Source organism: uncultured Planktomarina sp., from assembly GCA_943788425.1.
Classification (GTDB): Bacteria; Pseudomonadota; Alphaproteobacteria; order Rhodobacterales; family Rhodobacteraceae; genus Planktomarina.
The window spans coordinates 96,798-119,926 of sequence record CALSQF010000003.1 but is presented as its reverse complement, the minus strand read 5'-3'; the positions used below and the strand labels follow the sequence as shown (position 1 = coordinate 119,926).

The window sequence follows — 23,129 nt, the reverse complement described above, 5'->3', positions numbered from 1 at the left end:
GAAGTCTGAGAAACTCTCATAACCAAGCAAAGCCGCCTGCTCTTGGCGCAATCGCAGGGTTTCGCTGACAATCTCCCGATTGTCCGTCTCACCACCGTTGGCGCCCCGAGCGGTCCAGGCTTTATATGCCATCTCGCGGAGGTCCCGACGATCGGCAAATTCCAAAAATGGCACGATGAGGGACCGCGATAGGGTCACCACAGGGCCATCAAAGCCTTTCTCCTGTCCTGCAGCTTGAGCCGCCTGCACCACAAAATCAGGCAAGCCCGCAAGATCATCAGCCTTCAAGGGCAAGGCCCAATCCCGTTCGTCAGCCAGTAGGTTTTGCATGAATTTCGTGCCCAAGCTGGCAAGCCGCGATTTGATCTCAGCCATGCGCGCCGCCTCTGCCCCGGTGAGCTTGGCCCCGGCCCGAATGAAGTCCCGGCGCGTTAGCATCAAGACCCGCTCTTGCTCAGCTGACAATCCCATCGACGCACGCCGCGACCACAGATTTTCAATCCGGGCAAACAGCGCGACATCGGACGTCACCGCAGAACTATAGGCCGACAGTTTCGGCGCCAAATCCCGTTGCAGCTCTTCGCGGATGGGCGTGCTATCGGTGCTGGCCAAAGTGTAAAACGCAGCGGCCAGCTGATTGAGCGGCGCTTCGGCCACCTCCTGCGCTTCAATGGTGTTTTCAAAGCTGGGCACCTGTGAACTCTGCGCAATCGCTTGCATGCCAGAGCGCGCTTGAGCCAATGCCACATCCATAGCGGGAGCAAAATCAGCATCTGAGATGGCATCAAAAGGCGCGAGGCCAAAGGGGGTGTTCCAAGGTTCAAGCAGGTTCATATCAAGACAGTCCATCTGAAGAATTTGAGCCACAAATCGGGCAATCTACCCGCGGTTTGGTTTTTATCATACGGTTTTGCGCGTCGAGCACATTGTAGATCGCCATCTGGCCGCGCAGCGATGTGCCGGCATTCAAAATATATTTCAACGCCTCCGCCGCCATCAGGCTGCCGATAATCCCCGGCAGGGCTGCAAAGACCCCGGCCTGGGCACAGCTGGGGGCCAACTCCGGCTTGGGCGCGTTGGGAAACACGCATTGATAGCACGGACCAGAGCGCGCCGGATCAAACAGCGCGACCTGGCCTTCCCATTGGCTCAAAGCTCCGCTGACCAAGGGTTTTGCACGCGCCACGCAGGCTGCGTTCACCACATAGCGCGTCTCGAAATTATCCGTGCCATCCAGAACGATGTCATATTGGCCAACCAGCTCTTCGGCACGCGTGTCGGTGAGACGATGATTGTAGCTGTTCACCGCCACATAGGGATTCAAATCACCAATGGCCCGGGCCGCAGAGGTAACTTTAGCTCGCCCAATATCCATGTCGCGGTGAATAACTTGCCGGTGTAGATTACTGGGTGCCACGGTGTCATCATCAACAACACCAATGGTGCCAATGCCGGCGGCCGCCAGATATTGCAGTGCGGGTGCGCCAAGCCCGCCTGCCCCAATCACCAAGACCTTAGCGCCGCGCAGCCGCATCTGCCCGGCCCCGCCAATCTCTGGCATAACGATGTGTCGGGCATAGCGGTCCAGCTCAGCGGCCGACATTGCTGCATCAGCACCAGATACGGCCGGTGCCGCACGTGTCTTTAATTTGCGCAGACCTTGCCGATAGATCCAAATAATTGACGCAAAAGCAGCAATGATTGCCCAGAGCTCCCACGAACCGCCTGTGTTACTGCGCAACGGATGACCATCAGGCAAAATCAGATGAGCTAAAATCACCCCCACAAATACCACCGCAATCATGCCCCAGCGTTGCCGTTTTGGCGCGCTCATGGCCCAGCCAATGACCCAAAGAACCGCACAAATTGTGCCGACAAGGATCATGAGCCACGTCCTGTGGAGCCAAACCCACCTGCACCACGCGCCGTTGTGTCCAGCTCTGACACAAGAGCAAATGCCGCCTGAACCACCGGGGCCACGACCATTTGCGCAATTCGGTCTCCATGACGTATCTGAAAGGCTTCAGTGCCCGTATTGAGCAAAATCACACCCAACGCGCCTCGATAGTCACTGTCGATCGTACCGGGTGCATTGGCCAATGTGATCCCGTGTTTCAAAGCAAGCCCAGATCTGGGGCGAATTTGCACCTCATAGCCCGCTGGTATAGCCAGGCGCAGCCCGGTGCCAATCAACAATCGTGCGCCCGGCTGAACAATTGCATCCCCTCGATCGAGAAAATTGGCGCGCAGATCTGCGCCAGCGGCACCCGGGGTGGCATAGGCCGGCAGGCCAAAGCTGGCATCGGCCCCCTCCTCCCAGTTCATCTCAATGACAGGGTTCACGTCAAAGCATCCGCGATGCGCTGCGCCAACCGGCGCGCGACATCGATCTTAGGCATCTCATCCCAGGTCTCGGCGCCCGCCTTATCGATGAGGGTAATTTTGTTATGTGCCCCGCCCATGATGCCGGTCTGGGGGGTCACATCATTGGCGACGATCCAATCGCAGCCCTTGCGCAGGCGCTTTGATGTTGCATTGTCGATCACATGCTCCGTCTCTGCCGCAAAGCCCACAACCAATTGCGGCCTCAGCTCATGCGCTGAAACACGCGCAAGAATGTCTGGGTTTTCGGCAAATTGCAAAACTGGAAGAGCGCCAGAAGACTGCTTCTTGATCTTTTGGCCATGGGCATCCGCCATACGCCAATCGGCCACCGCCGCCGTAAAAACCGCCGCATCCGCGGGCAAGAGCCCCTCAACCGCAGTCAACATCTCTTGCGCAGTTTGGACCGGATGCACATCAACGCCCGTGGGCGGCGGCACACGCGCGGGGCCGGTGACAAAGCTGACCCGTGCACCGAGATTACGTAAGGCCGCTGCCAGAGCTGTGCCCTGCGCACCAGAAGAGCGATTGGCGATATAGCGCACGGGGTCAATGGGCTCATGGGTGGGCCCCGAGGTGACCAGCACATGACGCCCCGAAAGCGGACCGTTGCGGAAAAAGCCCACAACCCGCGCCAAAATCTCATCAACTTCCGCCATGCGACCCGGGCCATATTCGCCGCAGGCCATCTCGCCGTCATTGGGGCCAATGATCTGCACCCCATCCTCTTGCAACCGCTTCAAATTGCGCTGCGTGGCGGGGTGCTGCCACATGCGCACATTCATCGAGGGGGCAATCATCACAGGTGTATCCGTGGCCAAAAGCAGGGTCGTGGCCAGATCATCCGCCATGCCCTGCGCCATTTTGGCCATAATTTGTGCCGTGGCGGGTGCCACCAAAACAAGGTCTGCGGCGCGCGACAGTTCTATATGGCCCATCTGGGCCTCTTCGGTCAGGTCAAACAGCTCCGTGAAGACCTTAGAGCGCGCAAGGGCCGCTATTGAGAGGGGGGTTACGAATTGCGCGCCAGATTGCGTCAAGACGGGCGTGACACGCGCGCCTTGCGCAGTCAAACTGCGAATCAACTCCGGAAGCTTCACCGCAGCGATGCCACCAGAGATGATTAAAAGAATGTGTTTTTCGTTCATGGTCTACAGTTACGCAGCCAGACCTCGCTCTGCAAGGTCTGGTACAGGCAAAAAGATCATTGAAAAAATGCGCTTGCCTCCGGGGCCTGAGTTTCCAGCGCCAGGCGCATTTTCTTAAACGCAGCCGCTTCCACCTGTCTGATCCGCTCTTTCGACAGACCTAATTCTTCGCCTAGGCTTTCCAAAGTGCGCGGCACCTCAATCAACTTACGCTCCCGCACGATATATCTTTCGCGATCATTGAGCACGCTCATCGCCTGCAAGAGCCACTTGCGGAGTGCCTCTTGGTCATGGTCAAGCTCAACGATTTCTGCGGCCTGCGCGCTGTCATCTGGCAGCGCATCAATCCATTCGCGGCCTTCGTCTTCGGTCGATTGCGTCGCGTTGAGCGAAAAATCAGAGCCAGACAAGCGTCCGTCCATCATCTCCACATCATGCAATGGCACACCCAAATCCTGCGCAATCAATTGCTGCAATTGGTGCCGGTCCAGGGTTTGACCGGCGTTATTCGCATCGCGCTCAATCCGCGCCTGGATGCGGCGCATATTGAAGAACAGGGATTTTTGCGGGCTCGTGGAGCCCGTACGCACCATCGACCAATTGCGCATGACATATTCTTGGACAGAGGCCTTGATCCACCACACCGCATAGGTTGAGAACCGCACACCACGGTCAGGGTCAAATTTCTCGGCCGCTTTCATCAGACCAAGCCCGGCCTCTTGGATCAAATCTCCCATAGGCGCGCCATAGCGTTTAAATTTTGCCGCTTGCGAAATCGCCAATCGCATATAGGCATTAATCAATCGGTGAAGGCTTTGCTCGCAGCGTTCATCACGCCAAGCATAGGCCAATTTCAATTCCGTTTCAGCGTCAAGCATCTCCGCTTTCATAGCAGTGCGCGGAAGAAAATTCTCGGTGCGGCCGTCTAAAGGCATCGGTTCGCCTCCCAATCAGAAAAAGATGAAAAACTTGTTACTCTCTTCTTACGCAGGTACATGCAGAATGGATCACTCTTGGGGACACAATGCCTGCAGAAAACAAATCTCCAGCCCTACGCCTGGTGCTTGGTGGCGCAAATTCCGGCAAATCACGGATTGCCGAACAGTTGGTTGTCGCCACCGGCCGGCCTCGGCGCTATATCGCAACTGCGCAGGCCTGGGATGATGAAATGCGCGTCAAAATTGCGCAGCACCGCCTGCAACGCGGACCAGATTGGACCACCGTAGAGGCGTCGCTGGATCTTGCCGAGGCTCTGGCGGCGGCTCAGCCAGACGAAATTATCCTGCTCGATTGCGTCACGCTGTGGCTGAGCAACCTCATGATGGCCGAGCGAGATATTCAAAGCGCATGTGCCGCGCTTTGCGAGGGTCTCGCCCAAGCCCCCTGCCCGGTTATTGTGGTCAGCAATGAAGTTGGTCAGGGCATTACACCAGACAATGCGATGGCGCGGGCCTTTGTCAAACACCAAGGCCACCTCAATCAAGATCTCGCCCAGCTGGCGCAGGAGGTGATCTTCGTCACCGCCGGCATCGCGCAAATTCTCAAGGCTGCGCCATGAGCGATTGGTTTTGGATTAGGCACGGCCCGACCCATGAAAAAAATTTCACCGGATGGCGCGACGTGCCCGCCGATCTGTCTGACCGCGCCTTAATCGGCCGCCTAAATGCGTATTTGCCATCTGAGGCTGTGGTGGTCTCCTCTGATCTGATCCGCTCTGTCACCACCGCCGATGCCTTTGCAGGCGCGCGGCACCGCCTGCCACACGAACCGGGCCTCAGAGAGTTTGATTTCGGCGATTGGGATGGGCGGCACTGGTCAGATGTTGCGCAGACTGATCCAAAATTGAGCCGCGATTATTGGGAAAAACCCGGCACTATCATGGCGCCAAATGGAGAAAGCTGGAACATGGCCGCCGCCCGCGCCCACCCGGTGGTCGACCGGTTGAATGCGGCCCACAAAAGCATCATCGCCGTGGCGCATTTCGGTATCATCCTAACCCAGGTCCAGCGCGCCCTTAATACCAGCGCCTACGCTTGCCTTGCCCATAAAATCGACAATTTCAGCATCACCCATCTGCGCGAAGACGCGGGTGAATGGCAGGTTGTCTGCATCAACCACTTGCCATGACTTCATAGCGCCGCATCGACAGATTCATCTTTCGTAAACCATCTTCTCCTATGCTCCCAGGACTCGTAACCATACAGGGCATAGCCGATGGTGGCCGTTACCTATACTGTTGCATTTCACTGGGTGGAGGCCCGGCCAGTCGAGGTGCAATGCGCATTGGCGCCGAGCCTGCCGAGTTTTCAAATAGTCGGGCTGGCCAACAAAGCTGTCAGTGAGGCGCGCGAGCGGGTACGGGCTATGCTGGATGCCCTGTCGATTGCCCTTCCCTCCAAACGGATCACGGTGAACCTGTCGCCCGCATATCTGGTCCACTGCTGGATCAGTTTGATTTGCATGTCGATGTACCGCCTGTCGCCTACAGCGATCTCGAACTGCCCTGCGACAGCGCGCCAAGTGCCGAAGTGGCGCTGCGCATCACCGCGGCGCGCACACGACAATCCGAGAGATATTCCAAAATTCCGCACTGAATGGTCAATGCAGATGCGGAGGGAGCCGTGTTGCAGACATTCGCAAAACCCAACGCAGATGGCCAAGCGCTTTTGATCGAAATTGCCGAACGGTTTGGCCTAACAGCCCGGGGCTATCACAGGGTCATGCGGGTGGCGCGCACCATTGCGGGCCTGGCTGGCAGTGAGGTGGTTGAACGGGCCCATATTGCCGAGGCCGCCAGCTTCCGGCTGGCTGCGGGGCGCGGCCCGTCTCAGCCGCGCAAAAGCCGAAAAGCCGCAGCCGCAGCCCAGCCAGAAAAAATGGCAATGGCCAATGAAAGTAGCCCATAAACAACGGGGCGCTCGTGGGCCAAATTATACAGCCAACGCTCGATGCCAACCTTCTGCACATCAATTGACGTCTGATACTGCGACACAACCTCGCCGTCGCGCATGAGGAAAATACGCGCCAAATAGGCTCCCTCAACCAAATTTGACGGCAGGGAAACAGAGGTCGAAAACAAAGTTTGCTCTTGCAGCTGCACCGAACCAGGCAGCATTTGATAAAGACCCTGCTCTTCGCGCACGCGCACCAAAGCTTCGGTAAATTGATCTTTATTGTTGGTGCTGGGGGGGATTGTCACTGCACGGATCAACTGGCGCACCGAGATTTGATGCCACAGATCAGATGCCTGACTGACAACTTGGTCAAAGGGCCCGGTCGTGGCCACAGCGTAAAAACTGGGCGCCAAATCAACATCAAAAGCCTCAACATTGACCCAGATCCCCAAGCGTTTGTCCTTACGGCGCACCGTGACCGGGTCGCGTGGACTGGCGATGGTGACTACAACATCGAGATCACCGGCCGAACTGGCCACAGTTTCATGTTTCAGGGCACCGAAGATTAAGATCTCCGAACCATTAAAAAACGCAGTAATGCCAATTTCGTTTTTCGACATGCCCAGAACAATATCCTGTGCCGAAACCGGGCCAGCCAGGGCTAGCAGGACGAGAAGAACTCTTGCGAAAAAACCTTGCATCAATGGCCTCCTACAACGCCGAGGCTGAACAGCTCGGAGGGTTCCACAATCAGGTCAAACGCCAGCTTGGCGCAAACAAGTAGCACCATAAGCGCAAGAAGGATGCGCAGCTGCTCTGCTTTGAGCTTGGCGCCAATCATCGTTCCGAATTGTGCGCCGATCACCCCTCCGATCAAGAGCAATACCGCCAGCACCATATCCACCGTGTAGTTGGTGGTGGCGTGCAGCATAGTGGTAAACGCCGTCACGAAAATGATCTGAAACAGCGATGTGCCCACCACAACTTTTGTTGGCATACCCAGCAGGTAAATCATCGCCGGAACCATCACGAAACCACCGCCCACGCCCATGATCGCCGCCAAGACTCCAACGGCAACGCCGACAACGATGGGTGGGATTATGGAGATGTACAGACCCGACACCCGGAACCGCATTTTAAACGGCAAAGCATGCACCAAACCGCGTTTTTTGCGCGGCTTGACCACGGCCACCTGTTTCGATTTCCGCAGCGCGCGCAGGCTTTCGGCGAACATTAAGCTGCCAATGACCCCTAAAAACAGCACATAACACAATTTAACCAGGAGATCGACTTGGCCCAAACTTTTGAGGTAATTGAACACAACCACCCCAAGCGCAGCACCGACCAACCCGCCGATGAGCAGCACACCGCCCATTTTGAAATCCACCGTCTTGCGTTTCACATGCGCCAACACGCCCGAGAACGAAGAGGCCACAATTTGATTGGCTTCGGTCGCAACGGCCACCGCAGGGGGGATGCCGATAAAAAACAAAAGCGGTGTCATCAAGAAGCCACCGCCAACGCCAAACATGCCAGACAGGATCCCGACCATCCCACCGAGACCCAGCAGGAGAAAAGCGTTCACAGAGACTTCAGCAATGGGCAGATAGATATACATGCCGCCGCATAGCCCTAACGCTGGTGTCCGGCAAGGGCTTGCAAGGGCGCGGTGCGAAATCTGCGCTCAAAACGCGCATTTGGCCTTATCATCACCTAAAATTTGGCCTTATTTCTCTTTGACGTAAGCCACCCCACCAGAACGGGGCGGAATCGCCTTACCGACGAAGCCTGCGAGGACCACAACGGTCAGCACATAGGGCAGCGATTGGATGAAAACCACCGGGATCTTGATCGTACTGCCCAGACCTGCGCTCAAATTGCTCAGGGTTATCAAGGTCGCCACAATGGCAAGCCCCAAGCCCAGACCTCCCAAAACGATGCGATCAAGCACGGTTTTGTTTCGCACATAGGCGAAAAGGCCACATCCAAGCGCCAGAAGCACCCCGCTCATCACCCAAGCCGGCAGGAGAATGTTTTGGAAGCGGTTGTCGACCGCAAAGAAAAACCCAAACAATAAACACGCACCCAGCGCATACCATGGCCGCCACTTGGCGAAGATCAAAGCAGCCAGAGCGATGAACCCGCGGCCAGCAGACATATCTTTGACAAAACCGGCTTGCAAAGCCGTGGCCATGTAGGCTCCAGCAATTCCACATAAAACTCCGCAGATGCCAACCGCGGCGTAACGCAGCCCCACGACAGAAATCCCCGCCGTATCCACCGCAGCCGGGTTTTCTCCTACAGCGCGCAAGCGCAAGCCAAAGCGGGTTTTATATAAAACGAACCAAGTCAACGGCACCATCAAAAGCGCCACATAGACCAGCAAAGAATGCCCTGAAAGCAGCTCAGAATAGAGCTGCATGAAAGGCCCAGCCTGCGAAATTTCTTTCGCCGGCACGGCACCAGGCAGGTTGAGGGGTTCAAAACGTCCGCCAGAGAGGAGCGGCGGCGTGCGCCCACCTTGGCCAAACCAATCTTGCGAAATCACCACCGTTAATCCGGCGGCCAAAAAGTTGATCGCAACGCCAGAAATGATTTGATCGCCGCGCAGGGTAATCGAGGCCAGCCCATGAATGGCAGACAGCAACAGCGAGGCGCCAATACCAGCCAAAAGCCCCAACCAGACCGATCCAGTTGCCGCGGCAATCGCCGCCGATAAAAAAGCTGCTGCCAGCATTTTTCCTTCAAGGCCAATGTCAAAAATACCAGCCCGCTCCGAAAACAATCCGGCAAGGCAGGCCAGTAGCAGCGGCGTGGCCAAACGCAGTGAGCTGTCTAAAACTTGTAAGAGCGTGAGAAAATCCATAGCCTCTACCCTCTCCGCCGCAGGCTTAAAAACAAGCGCTCAAGCGGGCCTCGAACCATTAAGGTCAGAGCGCCAGTGAACAAAATCACCAAGGCCTGGATCACCACAATCAACTCCCGCGGAATTTTCGTCCAGAGCGCCAACTCGGCGCCGCCTTGGTACAAAAAGCCAAACAGCAATGCGGCAAGCAACACCCCAAGCGGGTGACTGCGACCCATCAAAGCCACAGCGATACCGATAAAGCCGGCCCCTTCGGTGAAGTTCAAAATCAACCGCTCACTTTCACCCTGCGTTGTGTTGATGGCCATCATGCCTGACAAAGCACCCGAAATCATCATGGCCACCATAATGATTTTCACCGAGCCAATCCCTGCATAGCGCGCTGCGGGTTCAGATTTTCCCATAGCGCGAATTTCATAGCCCAGAGGCGAGCGCCAAATTAAAAACCAAACCAAAACACAGGCCACCAATGCGAGGAAAAAGCTAACATTCGCCGGGGCAGCGCGAAACATTTTTTCAAATCCCATGAGACTGGCCATATCCTCAAAGGTTGGCAAATGGGTGCTGGCTGGGAAGTTTGCTGTGGCCGGATCCATGCTGCCCTTGGGTTTTAGCGCACCTACCAAGAAAAAATTTAAAACCCCTGCCGCAATGAAATTGAACATGATGGTTGTGATGACGATGTGACTGCCGCGTTTGGCCTGCAAATAGGCCGGCAGTCCAGCCCAGATCATACCAAAGACGGCTGCACCGAGTGAGGCGCCAATGATTGCAAAGCTCCAATGCGGCCATGGGATGAACAGGCAGACAAGCGCCACACCAAGACCGCCCATCATTGCCTGCCCTTCACCACCAATGTTGAATAAGGCGGCGTGAAACGCCACAGAGACCGCAAGCCCAGTGAAGATAAAGTTGGTGGTATAGTAGAGCATATAGCCCCATCCCGAAGATCGCAGCAGCGTGCCCTCGATCATAAGCTTGAGCGCGGCAACAGGGCTTTCGCCGATGGCCAATATCAATAAAGCCGACAAAAGCGCAGCGATGATCAGCGAAATCAGAGGGACAAGAACCACATCAGCCCATTTTGGCATTACACCCATAATTGCGCTCCACAGTTTTGCACGGCAGTTTGGCTTAGACTCACGAGGGGGCCTCCCCTGTCACACCGGCCATTAAAAGGCCAAGCTCTTTTTCATTGGTTTTCGTCGGATCACGTTCGCCCATGATCTGGCCGTCAAACATCACCGCGACGCGGTCAGAGAGCGAGAGAATTTCGTCAAGCTCCACAGAAACCAGCAAGATCGCCTTGCCCTGATCGCGCAGCGCAACAATTTGTTGATGGATAAATTCAATGGCGCCGATATCGACCCCGCGTGTAGGTTGTCCAATCAAAAGCAAGTCGGGATTGCGCTCAATCTCACGCGCAAGAACAATCTTTTGTTGATTGCCGCCAGAGAAATTTTGAGCCGTCAAATTAGGATTGGGCGGGCGCACATCGAAGCGTTGCATTTTCGCAGCGGTCTCCGCCTTAATCGCCGCGTTGTCCATAAAAAAGCGATTGGCCTGATGCGCCGAATCGCGGTGATAGCCGAACACGGCGTTTTCCCAGGCCGTAAAGTCCATGATCAGACCTTCGCGTTGGCGATCCTCGGGCACATGGGCAATGCCATTGGCCCGCCTGGATTGTCCATCGCTATCCGCGCCCGTCAAATCCAAGGCAGCGCCGTTCACTTTCACCGAGCCCGTGGCGCTTTGATAGCCCCCCAAAACTTCCAGCAATTCGGACTGCCCATTGCCGGCCACCCCAGCAATGCCAAGAATTTCACCAGCACGCAGCGAAAGGCTCACATCCGTCAACCGCGCGACCCCGGCATCATCCACCACACTCAGGCCAGTGATCTCCAGCACTTGTTGTTTTGGCTGAGCAGGCGTTTTATCGACCCGCAGCAAGACCTTCCGCCCGACCATCAATTCCGCCAAGTTTTCAGGGCTGGTTTGCGAGGTCTTCACTGTCGCCGTCATCTCACCGCGCCGCATCACGCTGACCGTGTCGGTGATATCCATAATCTCCCGCAGTTTATGGGTGATGAGAATGATGGTTTTGCCTTCTTCGCGCAGGCGCCCCAAAATACGAAACAGCTGATCGGCTTCCGTCGGGGTTAAAACCCCGGTGGGTTCATCTAAGATCAATATATTAGCCCGGCGATACAACGCTTTGAGGATCTCAACCCGCTGCTGCATGCCCACGCCGATCTCCTCGATCACCGCATCAGGATCCACATTCAGCTCGTATTCCGCCGCCAATTCGGCTAATTCCGCCCGCGCCTTGCGAAGAGAGGGCGCCAAAAACACCCCGCTTTCCGCACCCAGGACAACATTCTCAAGCACGGTAAAATTTTCAACCAGTTTAAAGTGCTGGAACACCATGCCGATGCCCGCTGAAATCGCAGCCTGGCTGTCTGGGATCGCAGTTTTTTGACCCGAAATAAAGATTTCCCCGGCGTCGGCTTTGTAAAACCCATAAAGGATTGACATCAGTGTTGATTTGCCTGCTCCATTCTCGCCGATGATGCCGTGAATGGTTCCAGGCATGACACGGATTGAGATGTCTTTATTGGCCTGCACGGGCCCAAAGGCCTTGGAAATACCCTTTAATTCAATTGCTGGCTGGCTCATCAAAATCCCTTTGTCAACAAAGGCCGCGCCAACTCAATGGCGCGGCCTCGTCATTTTGGCCTGTTCGCAGGTCCTTTAGAAGGACAATGCGGGGCAGGTTTCGTCAGACGTATAATCATGCACGGACAATGTACCGGCCGTAATGGCTGACGCCGCCGCATCGACAGCGCTTTGCATATCTGCAGATACCAAAGACGCGTTGAACTCATCCAAGGCATAGCCGACGCCACCGTTAGCTATACCCATTTGGAAATTGCCTGTTTCAAGCGCATCGCCTTGGCTGAAGGCTTCGTACACCGCATTGTCCACGCGCTTGAGCATGGAGGTCAAAACCTTACCCGGGTGCATGTAGTTTTGGTTGCTGTCTACACCGATGGACAAAATACCCTCATCAGCCGCTGTTTGCAGAACTCCAACGCCTGTACCACCAGCCGCGGCAAAGACCACATCCGCACCTTGGCTGATCTGCGCTTTGGTCAGCTCAGAGCCTTTAACCGGATCATTCCATGCGGCCGGGGTTGTACCAGTCATATTGGCAATGATTGTAGCACCCGCGTTGACCGCTTTTACGCCCTGCGCAAAGCCACATCCGAAGCGGCGGATCAATGGGATATCCATGCCGCCAACAAAGCCGACCGTGCCCGTTGCAGAGGCTTGAGCGGCCAGCATACCAACAAGATAGGAGCCTTCATGCTCGTTGAAACCGATACCGCGTACGTTGGGCATGCTCAACCAGTTCACATCGATAACAGCAAATTTTGTATCAGGGTAATCTGGCGCCACTTTGCTCAGGGCATCGGAAAAGGCAAAACCAGCCATGACGATCGGGTTGGAGCCAGCTTCAGCAAAGCGCCGCAAAGCTTGTTCGCGCTGGGCTTCATTTTGCAGCTCAATCTCGCGGAAAGATCCGCCAGTTTCATCCGCCCAGCGCTGCGCGCCCTGGAAAGCAGCCTCGTTGAAGGATTTGTCAAATTTTCCACCAAGATCAAAGATAATAGCGGGGTCGGCCAATGCAGCGGTGGCGCTCAAAGCCGCAGCAGCAGCGCTGCCAAGAATAGTTTTCATAAAGCTCATAAAAGTCTCCCATAAATAGCGACACCCAAGGGACAGAATCCTTCGGGTCTAAAGCAAGCAGATCCATCGATCATGACTAAATTAGCCCGGTCTGCCAAGGGAGCGTCAATATAAATTTATCTTTTTATTAAGAAAATCATCGAAGAGCGTCTCATCACTCTCACCGCGATTGAAAGATAAGCAATTTAAATCAATAATTTACGAAAAATCAATGCGTCGCATTTCGTGCCATCGCGCCGCTGATAATATTGCGCGCGCCGGCCGACCTGCTCAAAGTCTAAGCTCTTATAAAGCCCAAGGGCCGGCGCATTGTCCGCAGCCACTTCTAAAAAAATTGAAAGCGCGCCCAAAACCGCTGACGTCTCAAAAAGTGCCAACATCGCGCGCCGCGCCAATCCTTGCCTTTGCGCCCCAGCGGCGCATGCAACGGTGAGTATTTCCACCTCATCAAGAACCAAACGCCCCAGAGCAAAACAGTCAGGCACCGCGCTCATGTGAACGCCAGGTTGCTCCAAAAGACGTTGAAACTCATCCGTGGACCACGGGCGTAAGGTAGCAAAGGCAGAGCGATGAATCCGCGCGAAATCCTCTGCCGAAACGGGCGTTTTAGGCGGCAACAGGGCGCACTTCGACCACTTCGGGAATATAATGGCGCAGCAAGTTCTCGATGCCCATTTTCAATGTCAAAGTCGACGAGGGGCAACCAGCACAAGCGCCTTTCATATGCAGGTAAACAATGCCCCGATCAAAGCCGTGAAAGGTAATATCGCCACCATCTTGCGCCACAGCCGGGCGTACGCGCGTGTCCAGAAGCTCTTTGATCTGAACCACAATGGATTCATCTGCCGCATCATAATCGCCCTGCGCAACCGCGCCAGATTGACCGTCCGACAGGACCGGTGCGCCAGATTGGAAATGCTCCATTATCGCGCCCAACAACGCCGGTTTGATATGGTCCCACTCTGTTTCATCGGTTTTGGTCACCGTGACAAAATCCGACCCCAAAAACACACCTGTCGTGCCCGCGACGGCGAACAATCGCTGAGCCAAGGGGCTGGCAGAGGCGCTCTCGGCCGATGGGAAATCCGCGGTGCCCATGTCCATAACAGATTGACCAGGCAAAAATTTCAGCGTTGCAGGGTTTGGAGTACTCTCAGTTTGAATGAACATAAAGCTGCCTTCCGGTTGTCGCACCGCAAATATGTTCTACGGCCCGTTCCATGTCAAGTTTTTAGAATTATTCTAATTTCGAGCTGCACTAACTCAAAGCTTCCAATTGTTCTTTGCTTAAGGAGCCTGGCACAATCACAATCGGCACATCCAAACTGCCAGAAGATTTTGACAATTGAGTGACCAAGGGCCCCGGCCCTTTGCGATCTGTCGCCGCGCCCAAAACCAAAATATCCACTTCGGCATCCTCGCGAATTTGCAACAAAATCTCCGGAACCATCTCGCCTTCGCGAATCACCAGCTCCGGATCAACACCATGTTTCGCGCGCATCCACTTTGCAAAGACCTCGTAATGCGCCTCAATCCGCTCGCGGGCCTCTTCGCGCATTATTTCGCCAACACCGATCCAATGATTGAATTCCTCGGGCGGAATAACCGCGAGAATTTCGACCCGCGCCCCGGTGTTTTGCGCCCGCATCGCCGCAAAGCGCATCGCGTTCAAACATTCCGTAGAATTGTCCAGCACAACCATAAATTTACGCATCTCGGGCCTCCATTCGATCCGCATAATGCCTGGAGCAGCACCCGCCCGCAACGTCAAATTAAGGCGCCGATCAAATAATATGGCCTCTAGGCCGTAACTGGTTCGCGGTCCCAAGGCCCAATCCCATAGGCTAGCCCCACAGCGTCAAATTAAAGTGCTAGCGCAACATGCCAACGATGTCGTAGGTTTTTTGCAAGATAGGATCGGCCAATGCCCGGCCACGCTCAGCACCACGGGCCAAGATCCGGTCAATCTCATCAGGCTCTTGCATGAGGCGCGACATCTCGCTGGAAATCGGAGCCAGCTTTGAGACAGCCAAGTCTGCAAGCTTTGGCTTGAAGGATCCAAATTGCTGTCCGGCAAATTCATCGACCACCGCCTGCGGGGTCATCTCATTGAGAGCCGCATAGATATTGACCAAATTGCGCGCCTCCGGCCGGCCGTCCAAACCCTCAAGCGTTTCAGGCAAAGGGTCTGCATCAGTTTTCGCCTTTTTGATTTTCTTGGCCAAAGCATCCGCATCATCGGTCATATTCAATCGGCTCATGTCACTGGGGTCTGACTTTGACATTTTTTTTGTCCCATCACGCAGGCTCATAACCCGCGTCGCCGCCCCCTCAATCACCGGTTCCGGGATGGGGAAGAAATCTACGCCAAAATCATTGTTAAACTTCGTCGCAATATCGCGCGTCAGTTCGAGATGCTGCTTTTGATCTTCGCCCACGGGTACGTGGGTGGCATGATAGATCAAGATATCCGCCGCCATCAAAGCCGGATAGCCAAAAAGACCCAACGAGGCATTCTCACTGTTCTTGCCCGCTTTATCTTTCCACTGCGTCATGCGCTTCATCCAGCCCATGCGCGCGACACAATTGAAAATCCAGCCCAGCTGCGCATGTCCGGGAACTTGACTTTGATTGAACAAGATTGATTTTTCAGGATCAATACCTGCCGCAATAAACCCGGCGCAGAGTTCGCGGGTGTTGCGGCGCAAATCTGCCGGCTCCTGCCAGACCGTAATCGCATGTAGATCAACCATGCAATAGACGGTTTCAAATCCACCATCCATTTGCATATCCACAAATCTCTTCATCGCGCCCAGGTAATTGCCCAAAGTCAGCCCACCAGAGGGTTGGATGCCTGAAAATACGCGTGGAACAAACTTTTCGGTCATTACGGCCTCGGCTCTAGAATTCAGTTTGCACATCGCATAATGAGCAAGGCCGAAGCCGTCAAGGAAGCACACCATGTCCCACACCCCTCCCCCCGCCGTTAATCCGCTGCCGCCCGCGGTGATTATCCTCTTTTTGGCGGTGGTTATCGGCGAGGCCTATATCGCCGGGGCAGAGGCGCAACTTTGGGGCCAATTTGACGCCCGCGTCGGCCTCATTCGGCAATTTTCTTTTTTCCCAGAGGGTTTTGAACGGGCCCTAGCGGCCGGTATCTGGCAACCAGAATTATTTTGGCGCATGCTCACTTACCCCTTTGTTCATGCCACGGTTATGCAGTCCATCTTGGCCTCGGTGTTAATCTTGGCTTTGGGAAAATTCGTGGGCGAAATCTTAGGCAATACAGCCGTGTTCGCCATTTTCGGCATCTCTTCGGTATTTGCCGCCCTTGGGTACACACAGTTCACCTCAAGCACATATCCGCTCTTTGGTGGTTACCCGCCTGCCTATGGGTTAATCGGTGGGTTTAGTTTCGTGCTACTTAGCCGTGCGGAAGGCCTGTTGAGCCACCAATTGCGCGCGTTTCGCATGCTCGGACTGTTAATGGCAATCAATATCAGCTTCTCTTTATTCAGCGGCGGACCCCCGCTGTGGGTGGCAGAGCTTTGTGCCGCCGTGGCCGGGTTTATCTCAGCCGCTTTGATCCAGCCGGGCGGGCTTGCCAATCTTGCCGCGAAGTTTCGGCGTCATTGATCAATCGCTCCGGCGTATCATCTGGCGCAATTCGGCAAAGCTAAAGGCCCCAAGCAGACGACCGGCCAAAGCGTAGCTGCCCACCGCCACCAATAAAATCGCAATCAAACCGAGCAGGCGCAGACCGTCCATCTGTAAGACCGGTTCCAACGCACGGGCGGTGATCCAGACGACCACCCCCATCCCCAAGCCGGCCAGAAGAATGCAGAACGATCTTCTGCGCAACTGCGCATCCCAGCTTGCCGCCGTGCCAAACCGCCGCGCGCCCCACCACAGGCAGGCCAGCATGGCCCAACCGGCGCAGGTTGCCCCATAGGCGGCAGCCGTAAACCCGATATATCGGCTCAAACCAATCGCCACCGCAGCATTAACCGCCAACGCAACAAGGGCATAGTTAAACGGGGAACGCGTGTCTTCGCGAGCGAAAAACACGGGCTGATAGAGCTTTTGCAACACAAAGGCCGGCAAACCCAGGCCGTAAATCGCTGTAGCTAAGGCTGTGGCCTGCGTATCACTGGCCACAAATGCGCCACGTTCAAACAAGACCGAGACCAATGCCGAAGGGATCACAACCAAGGCCACCGTGCAAGGAATGGTCAAAAGCAAAGACAGCTCTGCTGCGCGGTTGAAGGCTCTCTCACCACCGGAATCATCCCCAATGCGCAGCCGCCGCGACAGATCCGGTAGGAGCACAATGCCAATAGCAACCCCCACCACGCCGAGCGGCAATTGATACAGCCGATCAGCATAATACAGCCAGGCATTCGCCCCTTCAAAATAACTGGCAATCTGCCGGCCCACCAGTAAATTGACCTGCACAACGCCGCCAGCCAGCGCGGCAGGGGCGGCAATTATCGCCAAGCGCTTGAGCTCGGGTGTCATTACCGGCCAGCGCGGCAGCAGCCTAAATCCCGCTCGAAGCGCCGCGACCCACAACATAACCAATTGCGCGATCCCTGCCAAAGGCACGCTCCAGGCCAGTGTCAAACCTATGTCCCAGCCCAACCATTGCGCCGCAAACAGCGCCAGAATAAAGCAAATATTCAGCAAAACAGGCGCAGCCGCCGCGGCCACAAACCGCCCGGCTGAATTGAGCACACCCGAAATCAAGGCCGCAAGCGAGATGAAAAGAATGTAGGGAAAGGCAATCCGTCCAAACAGCACGGTAAGATCAAAGCGAGCGTCGCCAGCAAAGCCGCTTGCCATGGCCCAAACCAAATAGGGCATCGCGAACATAGCTAGCGCATTCAGCACGATAAGCACCAGCGCCAACATCGACAACGCATCCCGCACGAACGCAAGCGGCTCATCACCCGTGGCAAGCTTTTTGGAAAACATTGGCACGAAGGCGATATTAAACGCCCCTTCTGCAAAAAATCTCCGGAACAGATTGGGCAAAGAAAAGGCCAGAAAAAAAGCCTCTGCCACCGGAGAGGCCCCCAAGGCGCCCGCGATCAAAACATCGCGCAAAAATCCCATGACGCGCGACACCAAGGTCCAAAACCCGACCATGAAGACCCCCCTCATCATCGTCATGATAGCGCCCTCGTCGCACCTTGCTGCAAAGCCTCCCGCAGTTTCTGCTCCAAACTGTCCCGCTTGGCCTTGGAATGCAGCTTCAGCCCAAACATGTCTTTGACGTAGAATGTATCGACCACCTGTTCTCCATAGGTGGCAATCACTGCGCTGGAAATATTCACATTGGCCGCAGCCAGCGTGCGGGCCAGATCATAAAGCAGCCCGAGACGGTCGCGTGTATCAACCTCAATAATTGTATATATTTCAGAACCTTCATTGTCGAAACTGATCGAGGTGGGCACCTGGAACGCCCGCTCACGTTTTTTGATTTTATCGCGTGATTGGATGGCCTCACGGGCCACAAGCGTGCCTTGCAAAGTCTCAGTGATCATCTTTTCCAAACGCCCAAGTCGCAGGTCCTGGAAAGGGTGACCTTCCGCATCCTGCACCCAAAAGACCGCCGTGACGTAGCCATCTTTACTGGTAAAAGTGCGCGCATCGACCACATTCGCCCCGCTCAAGGCCAAAGCGCCACAAATCCGGCTGAACACCCCCGGATGATCCGCCATCGCAAAGCAAATCCGCGTTGCGTCGCGATCTCCATCAGGCTGCAAATCCATGCGGATCTGATCTTCTGGAATATCCAAAAGCAGCCGGGCGAAAATCTGATGGGCGGTTACATGCAGACCTTGCCAATAAGGCGGGTAATGTCGGTTCGTTTCATGGCGCAGCGCCGCTTTCGGCCAATTGGGCAGAGCCTTGCGCAGGTTTTTCTTGGCTTCCGTGCCGCGGTTCTCCCGATTGAGATCTTCCAGCCCGGTCTCCAGCGCCTTTTTCGTTTGCCGGTACAACGCGCGAATCAGCACTGCTTTCCAATTGTTCCATACCCCTGGGCCCACGCCTGAAATATCACAGACAGTTAACACCGTTAAGAGATCCAGCCGCTTGACCGATTGCACAGCTTTGGCGAAATCACGCACGGTACGCGGATCTGCAATATCACGTTTTTGCGCCATATCCGACATCAAGAGATGGTGCCGGACGAGCCACTCGACCGTCTCCACCTCGCGAGCCTTGAGCCCCAAACGCGGCGCAACTTCACGGGCGATTTTCGCACCGAGCACCGAATGGTCTTCAGGCCGACCCTTGCCAATATCATGCAAAAGCAGCGCAATATACAGCACTTTTCGGTTCAGCCCCTCCGCCAATATTCCGCTGGCAACTGGAAGCTCTTCTATCAATTCACCGCGCTCAATCGCGGCGAGGTGGCTAATCGTTTGAATGGTGTGCTCATCAACCGTATAGGAGTGATACATATTGAACTGCATCATGGCGACAATCGGTTCAAATTCAGGAATAAATGCCGCCAAAACGCCCAGCTCATTCATCCGCCGCAATCCCCGCTCCGGATTGCCGTGTTTCAGCAGAATATCGTTAAAGATACGAATGGCCTCATCCGACTTACGCATTGCCCCATCAATCAAATGCAGGTTTGCCGACAAAAGACGCATGGCATCCGGATGGATCAACAGGCCCGTGCGCATGGCTTCCTCGAAAACGCGGAGCAAGTTCATTTTATCTTTCAAAAAAGCCTCTGGATCGGCAATTGCCAACCGATTTTGCAGTACACAAAAGCCAGGCTTCAGCTTCGGCTTTCGGCGTAAAACACGCAGCAAAACAGGCTCTTTCTTAACCTGCGCAGCCTCCAGAGCCGTCAAGAAGATTCGGGTCAATTCCCCAACTTTTGTCGCATGACGAAAATAGGCCTGCATGAAATGCTCCACCGCCCGCCGTCCACCGCGGTCTCGATACCCCATGGCCAAGGCGACCTCGACCTGCAATTCAAAAGTCAACTGGTCCATTGCGCGATTGGCAATCAAATGGAGATGACAGCGCACCGCCCAGAGAAAATTCTGCGCGGCCTCAAAAGTTGCGAATTCCTCGGCGCTGAACACACCTGCGTCAACCAATTGCTCGGCATGAAATACGCCGTTGATATATTTCTCAATCCAATACAGTGATTGCAGATCGCGCAGCCCACCTTTGCCTTCTTTGACATTTGGCTCCACCATGTAGCGCTGGCCGCCCTGCTTGAGGTGGCGCGCGTCACGTTCCGCAAGCTTGGCTTCGGTAAATTCGCCTGCGGTATCTTTAAATAGCTTTTCGCGGAGCTGGGTTTGAAGCTGCTGAAACACCTCTTGATCGCCAAGCAAGGACCGCATCTCAACCAAAGATGTGCAAATGGTATAATCTTCTCGCGCAAGGCGCAGACAATCACGGATCGAGCGGCTGGCATGGCCCACTTTGAGACGGAGGTCCCACAGCACATAAAGCAAGGTTTCAATCACGCTTTCGGCCCAAGCGGTCATCTTATAGGGAACAACAAAGAGCAAATCGGCATCTGAGAATGGCGCCATGCCGCCGCGACCATACCCCCCCACAGCCACAATCGCCAATTGCCCCGAGGTGGTCGTAACTTGCCGGGGATGAATATAACGCAGCGCAGCATCATAGGCTGCCGCAACGGCACAATCGGTCAGATAGCAATAGCTAATCGTCGCGGCCTCCGATGCGAAAGGAGACGCTTTGAAGGCGATTGAAATCCGCTCCAGCCCCGCCGCGCGGCTCTGGCGCAGGATACCCACGACAGCGCCACGAATGGCCGACGCATCGCTAAGATCAGCCACCGCGCGGTCAATCTGTGCCGCAACATCCTCACGATCAAAAATGTCATTCGCCTCCAGAATGAGATCCGAGGGCGCGCGAAGTTTGGACAGTTCCAAGCCTAAAATCCGATATTGGAAAAGCTACGCGGAGCGGGCGACAGCACCACGACTTTATTGCCTTCAATGGTGGCAACTGCCAAACCGCGTTCAACAGTGCCATCATCGCGCAAGCGGAAAATACCAGCCGCGCCCTGAAAGCCACTGCTCTGTGTCAAACCCCGGCGGTTCACCGCATCTCGACTGCCCGTAGCCACTGACGCGCCGACCGCCGCCACGCCATCATAAGCGATGGCCGCCAATGGGTGAGGCGCGCGGCCATAGACGGTTTGAAAGCGTGCGCTGAATTGTTCGCTGCGCAGCGGGCTTGGCATGGCGAACCACCCACCTTGAATCGCAGGCAAATGAAAGGCGGAGGGCAAAGCGTCCCACTGTGCCAAACCTGCATATTGCACCAGCTGCGGATCCAACCCCGCCTCGGGTAGCAATTGCGCGATCAAGGGCAACCCGCCGTCGTAATCAGCGGTCAGAAACACGATGTCAGCGTCAACGACCTCATTGCGTTCAGCAATACGGCTCATCGCCTCGACCAAATTCTGCTGAGTGAATTCATATCCCTCCACACCGGCCAAAAAACTGCCCTGCGCTTCCAAGGCCCGCTCGAGGGCATCTCGTCCAGCCTGCCCGGGCACCGTGTTGGCATGCACCAATAGCGCGCGCGATTTTCCCTGCTCCCATCCATAAGCCACCAAATGTTCGGCTGTGTTCTGAAACGTATGGCCCAAGACATAGACATTGCCCCCAGCAATCTCGACATTATTCGACAGCGACAAAACGCTCACACCGCTGCCGACCACCGCCAGACCCACCGCATTGGCCGCGCCGGCATAAAGCGGACCAACAATCACTTGTGCACCATCTTGGACAGCAAGCCGAGCCATTTCAGCCGCCTGGGTCTCAAGCCCGGCCGTGTCGTAGATTTGCATCTGCATCTCGACCCGGCCTTTTAGATCAGCCATCGCCATACGCGCCGCTTGCTCTGCGGAAAGCGCCAATTCCTGCACCCGTTCATCTACAGCTGTGAGTGGCAAGAGCACCGCCACCTGCACTGTTTTGCTGCCATCAAGCCGGAGGCCACCGCCTGCAATTGACCCGCCAGAAGGCGTAACACAAGCCGACAGCAGAACCAAAGCACAAAGCGCCAAGACCGGCGCGCCGCGCAGCTGCAACATTGATGAAACTAGAAAATTCATAGTCAAAGCGCCCTTCAGAGATTGATAGACCTGTGTTAAGTACAGTTTATTGCAATCCGCAAAGGGGTCCAGAGGTGAATCATAATTTGATGAAGTTGGAGCCCGCCTTATACCTTGTGGCAACACCTTTAGGCTCCGCGCGCGATATTACCCTGCGCGCGCTTGATATTTTGGCCTCCGCGGATGTGTTGGCCGCCGAAGATACTCGCACTGCACGCAAATTGTTGGGCATACATGGCGTACCCTTGGCTGGGCGGCGAATCATTGCCTACCACGATCACAGCTATGCCAAGGACCGCCAAAAATTGCTCTATCATATCGCGGAGGGTCGATCCGTCGCCTATGTGTCAGAAGCAGGCACGCCATTGATCGCAGATCCCGGCTATCAGCTGGTGGCCGATGCCCGGCGTGACGGGTTATCGGTATGGTCCGCGCCGGGACCTGCGGCCTGTGTCGCCGCTCTGACTGTGGCCGGTCTGCCGACAGATCAATTTCATTTCGCCGGCTTCTTAGCACCTCACAAAGTGGCCCGCCAAAAACAGCTGGCAGAGCTTATGGCCCTGCGCGCAACAGTTGTTCTATATGAATCCCCCAAACGCTTGAACGCGCTTCTGAGCGATATCGAAACGACGGGCGGCCCAGCACGTACTGTTGCGGTCTGCCGCGAATTAACCAAGAAGTTTGAAGACGTCCAAAGCGGGCCAGTTGAGAGCCTCCGCGCATTTTACGCCAAGACACCCGCCCGCGGCGAAATTGTGGTGCTGATTGGCGCCGGAGAAGAGGCCAAAATCGATAAAGATGATCTTGAGGCGGCACTTGTTCATGCAATGTTAAGTCTACGCGTGAAAGATGCAGCAGACGCTGTCGCTGGCGCTTACGTCCTGCCGCGGCGCGATATTTATCAATTGGCCCTCAAATTACAGGCTGCGCAAACCAAAAAGTAATGTAATGTTTATAAA

At 55.4% G+C, this 23,129-nt stretch carries 24 protein-coding genes; 6 read left to right on the top strand and 18 right to left on the bottom strand.

The window, feature by feature from the left end; translation table 11 throughout:
• The 5 genes from ABLW18_RS03145 to ABLW18_RS03125 all read right to left on the bottom strand — a co-directional run.
• Positions 1-834: M3 family metallopeptidase (locus ABLW18_RS03145; RefSeq protein WP_347823416.1), on the bottom strand; the 834-nt coding region annotated here is incomplete at its 3' end.
• Between the two features lies 1 nt (position 835).
• Positions 836-1,885, bottom strand: a complete 1,050-nt coding sequence (gene moeB, locus ABLW18_RS03140) for a molybdopterin-synthase adenylyltransferase MoeB (RefSeq protein ID WP_347823415.1) — start codon at positions 1,883-1,885, stop codon at positions 836-838.
• On the bottom strand, positions 1,882-2,325 hold the full coding sequence (dut, locus tag ABLW18_RS03135) for a dUTP diphosphatase (protein WP_347823419.1): 444 nt from the start codon (positions 2,323-2,325) through the stop codon (positions 1,882-1,884). The genes moeB and dut overlap by 4 nt, the downstream gene beginning before the upstream one ends.
• 14 nt (positions 2,326-2,339) lie before the next feature.
• Positions 2,340-3,530, bottom strand: coding sequence for a bifunctional phosphopantothenoylcysteine decarboxylase/phosphopantothenate--cysteine ligase CoaBC (gene coaBC / locus ABLW18_RS03130; protein ID WP_347823414.1), 1,191 nt, complete (start codon positions 3,528-3,530; stop codon positions 2,340-2,342).
• 56 nt (positions 3,531-3,586) lie between these two features.
• A complete protein-coding gene (locus tag ABLW18_RS03125) occupies positions 3,587-4,465 on the bottom strand; it encodes an RNA polymerase factor sigma-32 (RefSeq protein WP_347823413.1) in 879 nt (292 codons plus the stop codon).
• 89 nt (positions 4,466-4,554) lie between these two features.
• Between ABLW18_RS03125 and cobU the strand changes: the two genes are divergently transcribed.
• The 4 genes from cobU (at position 4,555) to ABLW18_RS03105 (ending at position 6,436) form a co-directional block, all read left to right on the top strand.
• The gene (gene cobU, locus ABLW18_RS03120) at positions 4,555-5,088 is read left to right on the top strand and encodes a bifunctional adenosylcobinamide kinase/adenosylcobinamide-phosphate guanylyltransferase (RefSeq protein WP_347823412.1); all 534 of its coding nucleotides are present in this window, start codon (positions 4,555-4,557) and stop codon (positions 5,086-5,088) included.
• A complete protein-coding gene (locus ABLW18_RS03115) occupies positions 5,085-5,657 on the top strand; it encodes a histidine phosphatase family protein (protein ID WP_347823411.1) in 573 nt (190 codons plus the stop codon). Before cobU ends, ABLW18_RS03115 begins: the two co-directional genes overlap by 4 nt.
• A gap of 87 nt (positions 5,658-5,744) precedes the next feature.
• Entirely contained in the window at positions 5,745-6,200 is a 456-nt protein-coding gene (locus ABLW18_RS03110) for a magnesium chelatase domain-containing protein (RefSeq protein ID WP_347823410.1), read from the top strand.
• Positions 6,155-6,436 carry a hypothetical protein gene (locus tag ABLW18_RS03105; RefSeq protein WP_347823409.1) on the top strand — a complete coding sequence of 94 codons (282 nt, stop codon included), beginning with the start codon at positions 6,155-6,157 and terminating at the stop codon, positions 6,434-6,436. Before ABLW18_RS03110 ends, ABLW18_RS03105 begins: the two co-directional genes overlap by 46 nt.
• Here ABLW18_RS03105 and ABLW18_RS03100 read toward each other — a convergent pair.
• From ABLW18_RS03100 to trpS, 10 genes are all read right to left on the bottom strand, one after another.
• Positions 6,358-7,125 carry a TIGR02186 family protein gene (locus ABLW18_RS03100; protein WP_347823408.1) on the bottom strand — a complete coding sequence of 256 codons (768 nt, stop codon included), beginning with the start codon at positions 7,123-7,125 and terminating at the stop codon, positions 6,358-6,360. The two genes, ABLW18_RS03105 and ABLW18_RS03100, sit on opposite strands and share 79 nt — an antisense overlap.
• Positions 7,125-8,042 (bottom strand): sulfite exporter TauE/SafE family protein, encoded by a 918-nt coding sequence (locus ABLW18_RS03095; protein WP_347823407.1) that lies wholly within the window; start codon positions 8,040-8,042, stop codon positions 7,125-7,127. The genes ABLW18_RS03100 and ABLW18_RS03095 overlap by 1 nt, the downstream gene beginning before the upstream one ends.
• A 108-nt stretch (positions 8,043-8,150) precedes the next feature.
• Positions 8,151-9,290: an ABC transporter permease gene (locus ABLW18_RS03090; protein ID WP_347823406.1), complete on the bottom strand. Its 1,140-nt coding sequence runs from the start codon at positions 9,288-9,290 to the stop codon at positions 8,151-8,153.
• A 5-nt stretch (positions 9,291-9,295) separates the two neighbouring features.
• A complete protein-coding gene (locus tag ABLW18_RS03085; RefSeq protein ID WP_347823405.1) occupies positions 9,296-10,390 on the bottom strand; it encodes an ABC transporter permease in 1,095 nt (364 codons plus the stop codon).
• 40 nt (positions 10,391-10,430) lie between these two features.
• Positions 10,431-11,966: an ABC transporter ATP-binding protein gene (locus ABLW18_RS03080; RefSeq protein WP_347823404.1), complete on the bottom strand. Its 1,536-nt coding sequence runs from the start codon at positions 11,964-11,966 to the stop codon at positions 10,431-10,433.
• A 75-nt stretch (positions 11,967-12,041) separates the two neighbouring features.
• Positions 12,042-13,040: a BMP family ABC transporter substrate-binding protein gene (locus ABLW18_RS03075; protein WP_347823403.1), complete on the bottom strand. Its 999-nt coding sequence runs from the start codon at positions 13,038-13,040 to the stop codon at positions 12,042-12,044.
• A 185-nt stretch (positions 13,041-13,225) separates the two neighbouring features.
• Positions 13,226-13,657 (bottom strand): GNAT family N-acetyltransferase, encoded by a 432-nt coding sequence (locus ABLW18_RS03070; RefSeq protein WP_347823402.1) that lies wholly within the window; start codon positions 13,655-13,657, stop codon positions 13,226-13,228.
• Entirely contained in the window at positions 13,647-14,210 is a 564-nt protein-coding gene (locus tag ABLW18_RS03065) for a NifU family protein (protein ID WP_347823401.1), read from the bottom strand. Before ABLW18_RS03065 ends, ABLW18_RS03070 begins: the two co-directional genes overlap by 11 nt.
• 88 nt (positions 14,211-14,298) lie before the next feature.
• Positions 14,299-14,754, bottom strand: coding sequence for a universal stress protein (locus tag ABLW18_RS03060; RefSeq protein WP_347823400.1), 456 nt, complete (start codon positions 14,752-14,754; stop codon positions 14,299-14,301).
• A gap of 157 nt (positions 14,755-14,911) precedes the next feature.
• A complete protein-coding gene (gene trpS, locus ABLW18_RS03055; RefSeq protein ID WP_347823399.1) occupies positions 14,912-15,928 on the bottom strand; it encodes a tryptophan--tRNA ligase in 1,017 nt (338 codons plus the stop codon).
• Between the two features lie 73 nt (positions 15,929-16,001).
• On the opposite strand from trpS, the gene ABLW18_RS03050 reads away from it, so the two are divergent.
• Entirely contained in the window at positions 16,002-16,676 is a 675-nt protein-coding gene (locus ABLW18_RS03050; RefSeq protein WP_347823398.1) for a rhomboid family intramembrane serine protease, read from the top strand.
• Here the strand turns inward: ABLW18_RS03050 and murJ are convergent, their stop codons facing one another.
• From murJ to ABLW18_RS03035, 3 genes are read right to left on the bottom strand one after another with little or no spacing between them, the layout of a single operon-like run.
• Positions 16,677-18,212 carry a murein biosynthesis integral membrane protein MurJ gene (gene murJ, locus ABLW18_RS03045; RefSeq protein WP_347823397.1) on the bottom strand — a complete coding sequence of 512 codons (1,536 nt, stop codon included), beginning with the start codon at positions 18,210-18,212 and terminating at the stop codon, positions 16,677-16,679.
• Positions 18,209-20,977 carry a [protein-PII] uridylyltransferase gene (locus ABLW18_RS03040; protein WP_347823396.1) on the bottom strand — a complete coding sequence of 923 codons (2,769 nt, stop codon included), beginning with the start codon at positions 20,975-20,977 and terminating at the stop codon, positions 18,209-18,211. Before ABLW18_RS03040 ends, murJ begins: the two co-directional genes overlap by 4 nt.
• Positions 20,978-20,979: 2 nt before the next feature.
• Positions 20,980-22,170 carry a penicillin-binding protein activator gene (locus ABLW18_RS03035; RefSeq protein ID WP_347823395.1) on the bottom strand — a complete coding sequence of 397 codons (1,191 nt, stop codon included), beginning with the start codon at positions 22,168-22,170 and terminating at the stop codon, positions 20,980-20,982.
• Between the two features lie 89 nt (positions 22,171-22,259).
• Between ABLW18_RS03035 and rsmI the strand changes: the two genes are divergently transcribed.
• Positions 22,260-23,114: a 16S rRNA (cytidine(1402)-2'-O)-methyltransferase gene (gene rsmI / locus ABLW18_RS03030; RefSeq protein ID WP_347823418.1), complete on the top strand. Its 855-nt coding sequence runs from the start codon at positions 22,260-22,262 to the stop codon at positions 23,112-23,114.
• The last annotated feature ends 15 nt before the right edge of the window (positions 23,115-23,129 follow it).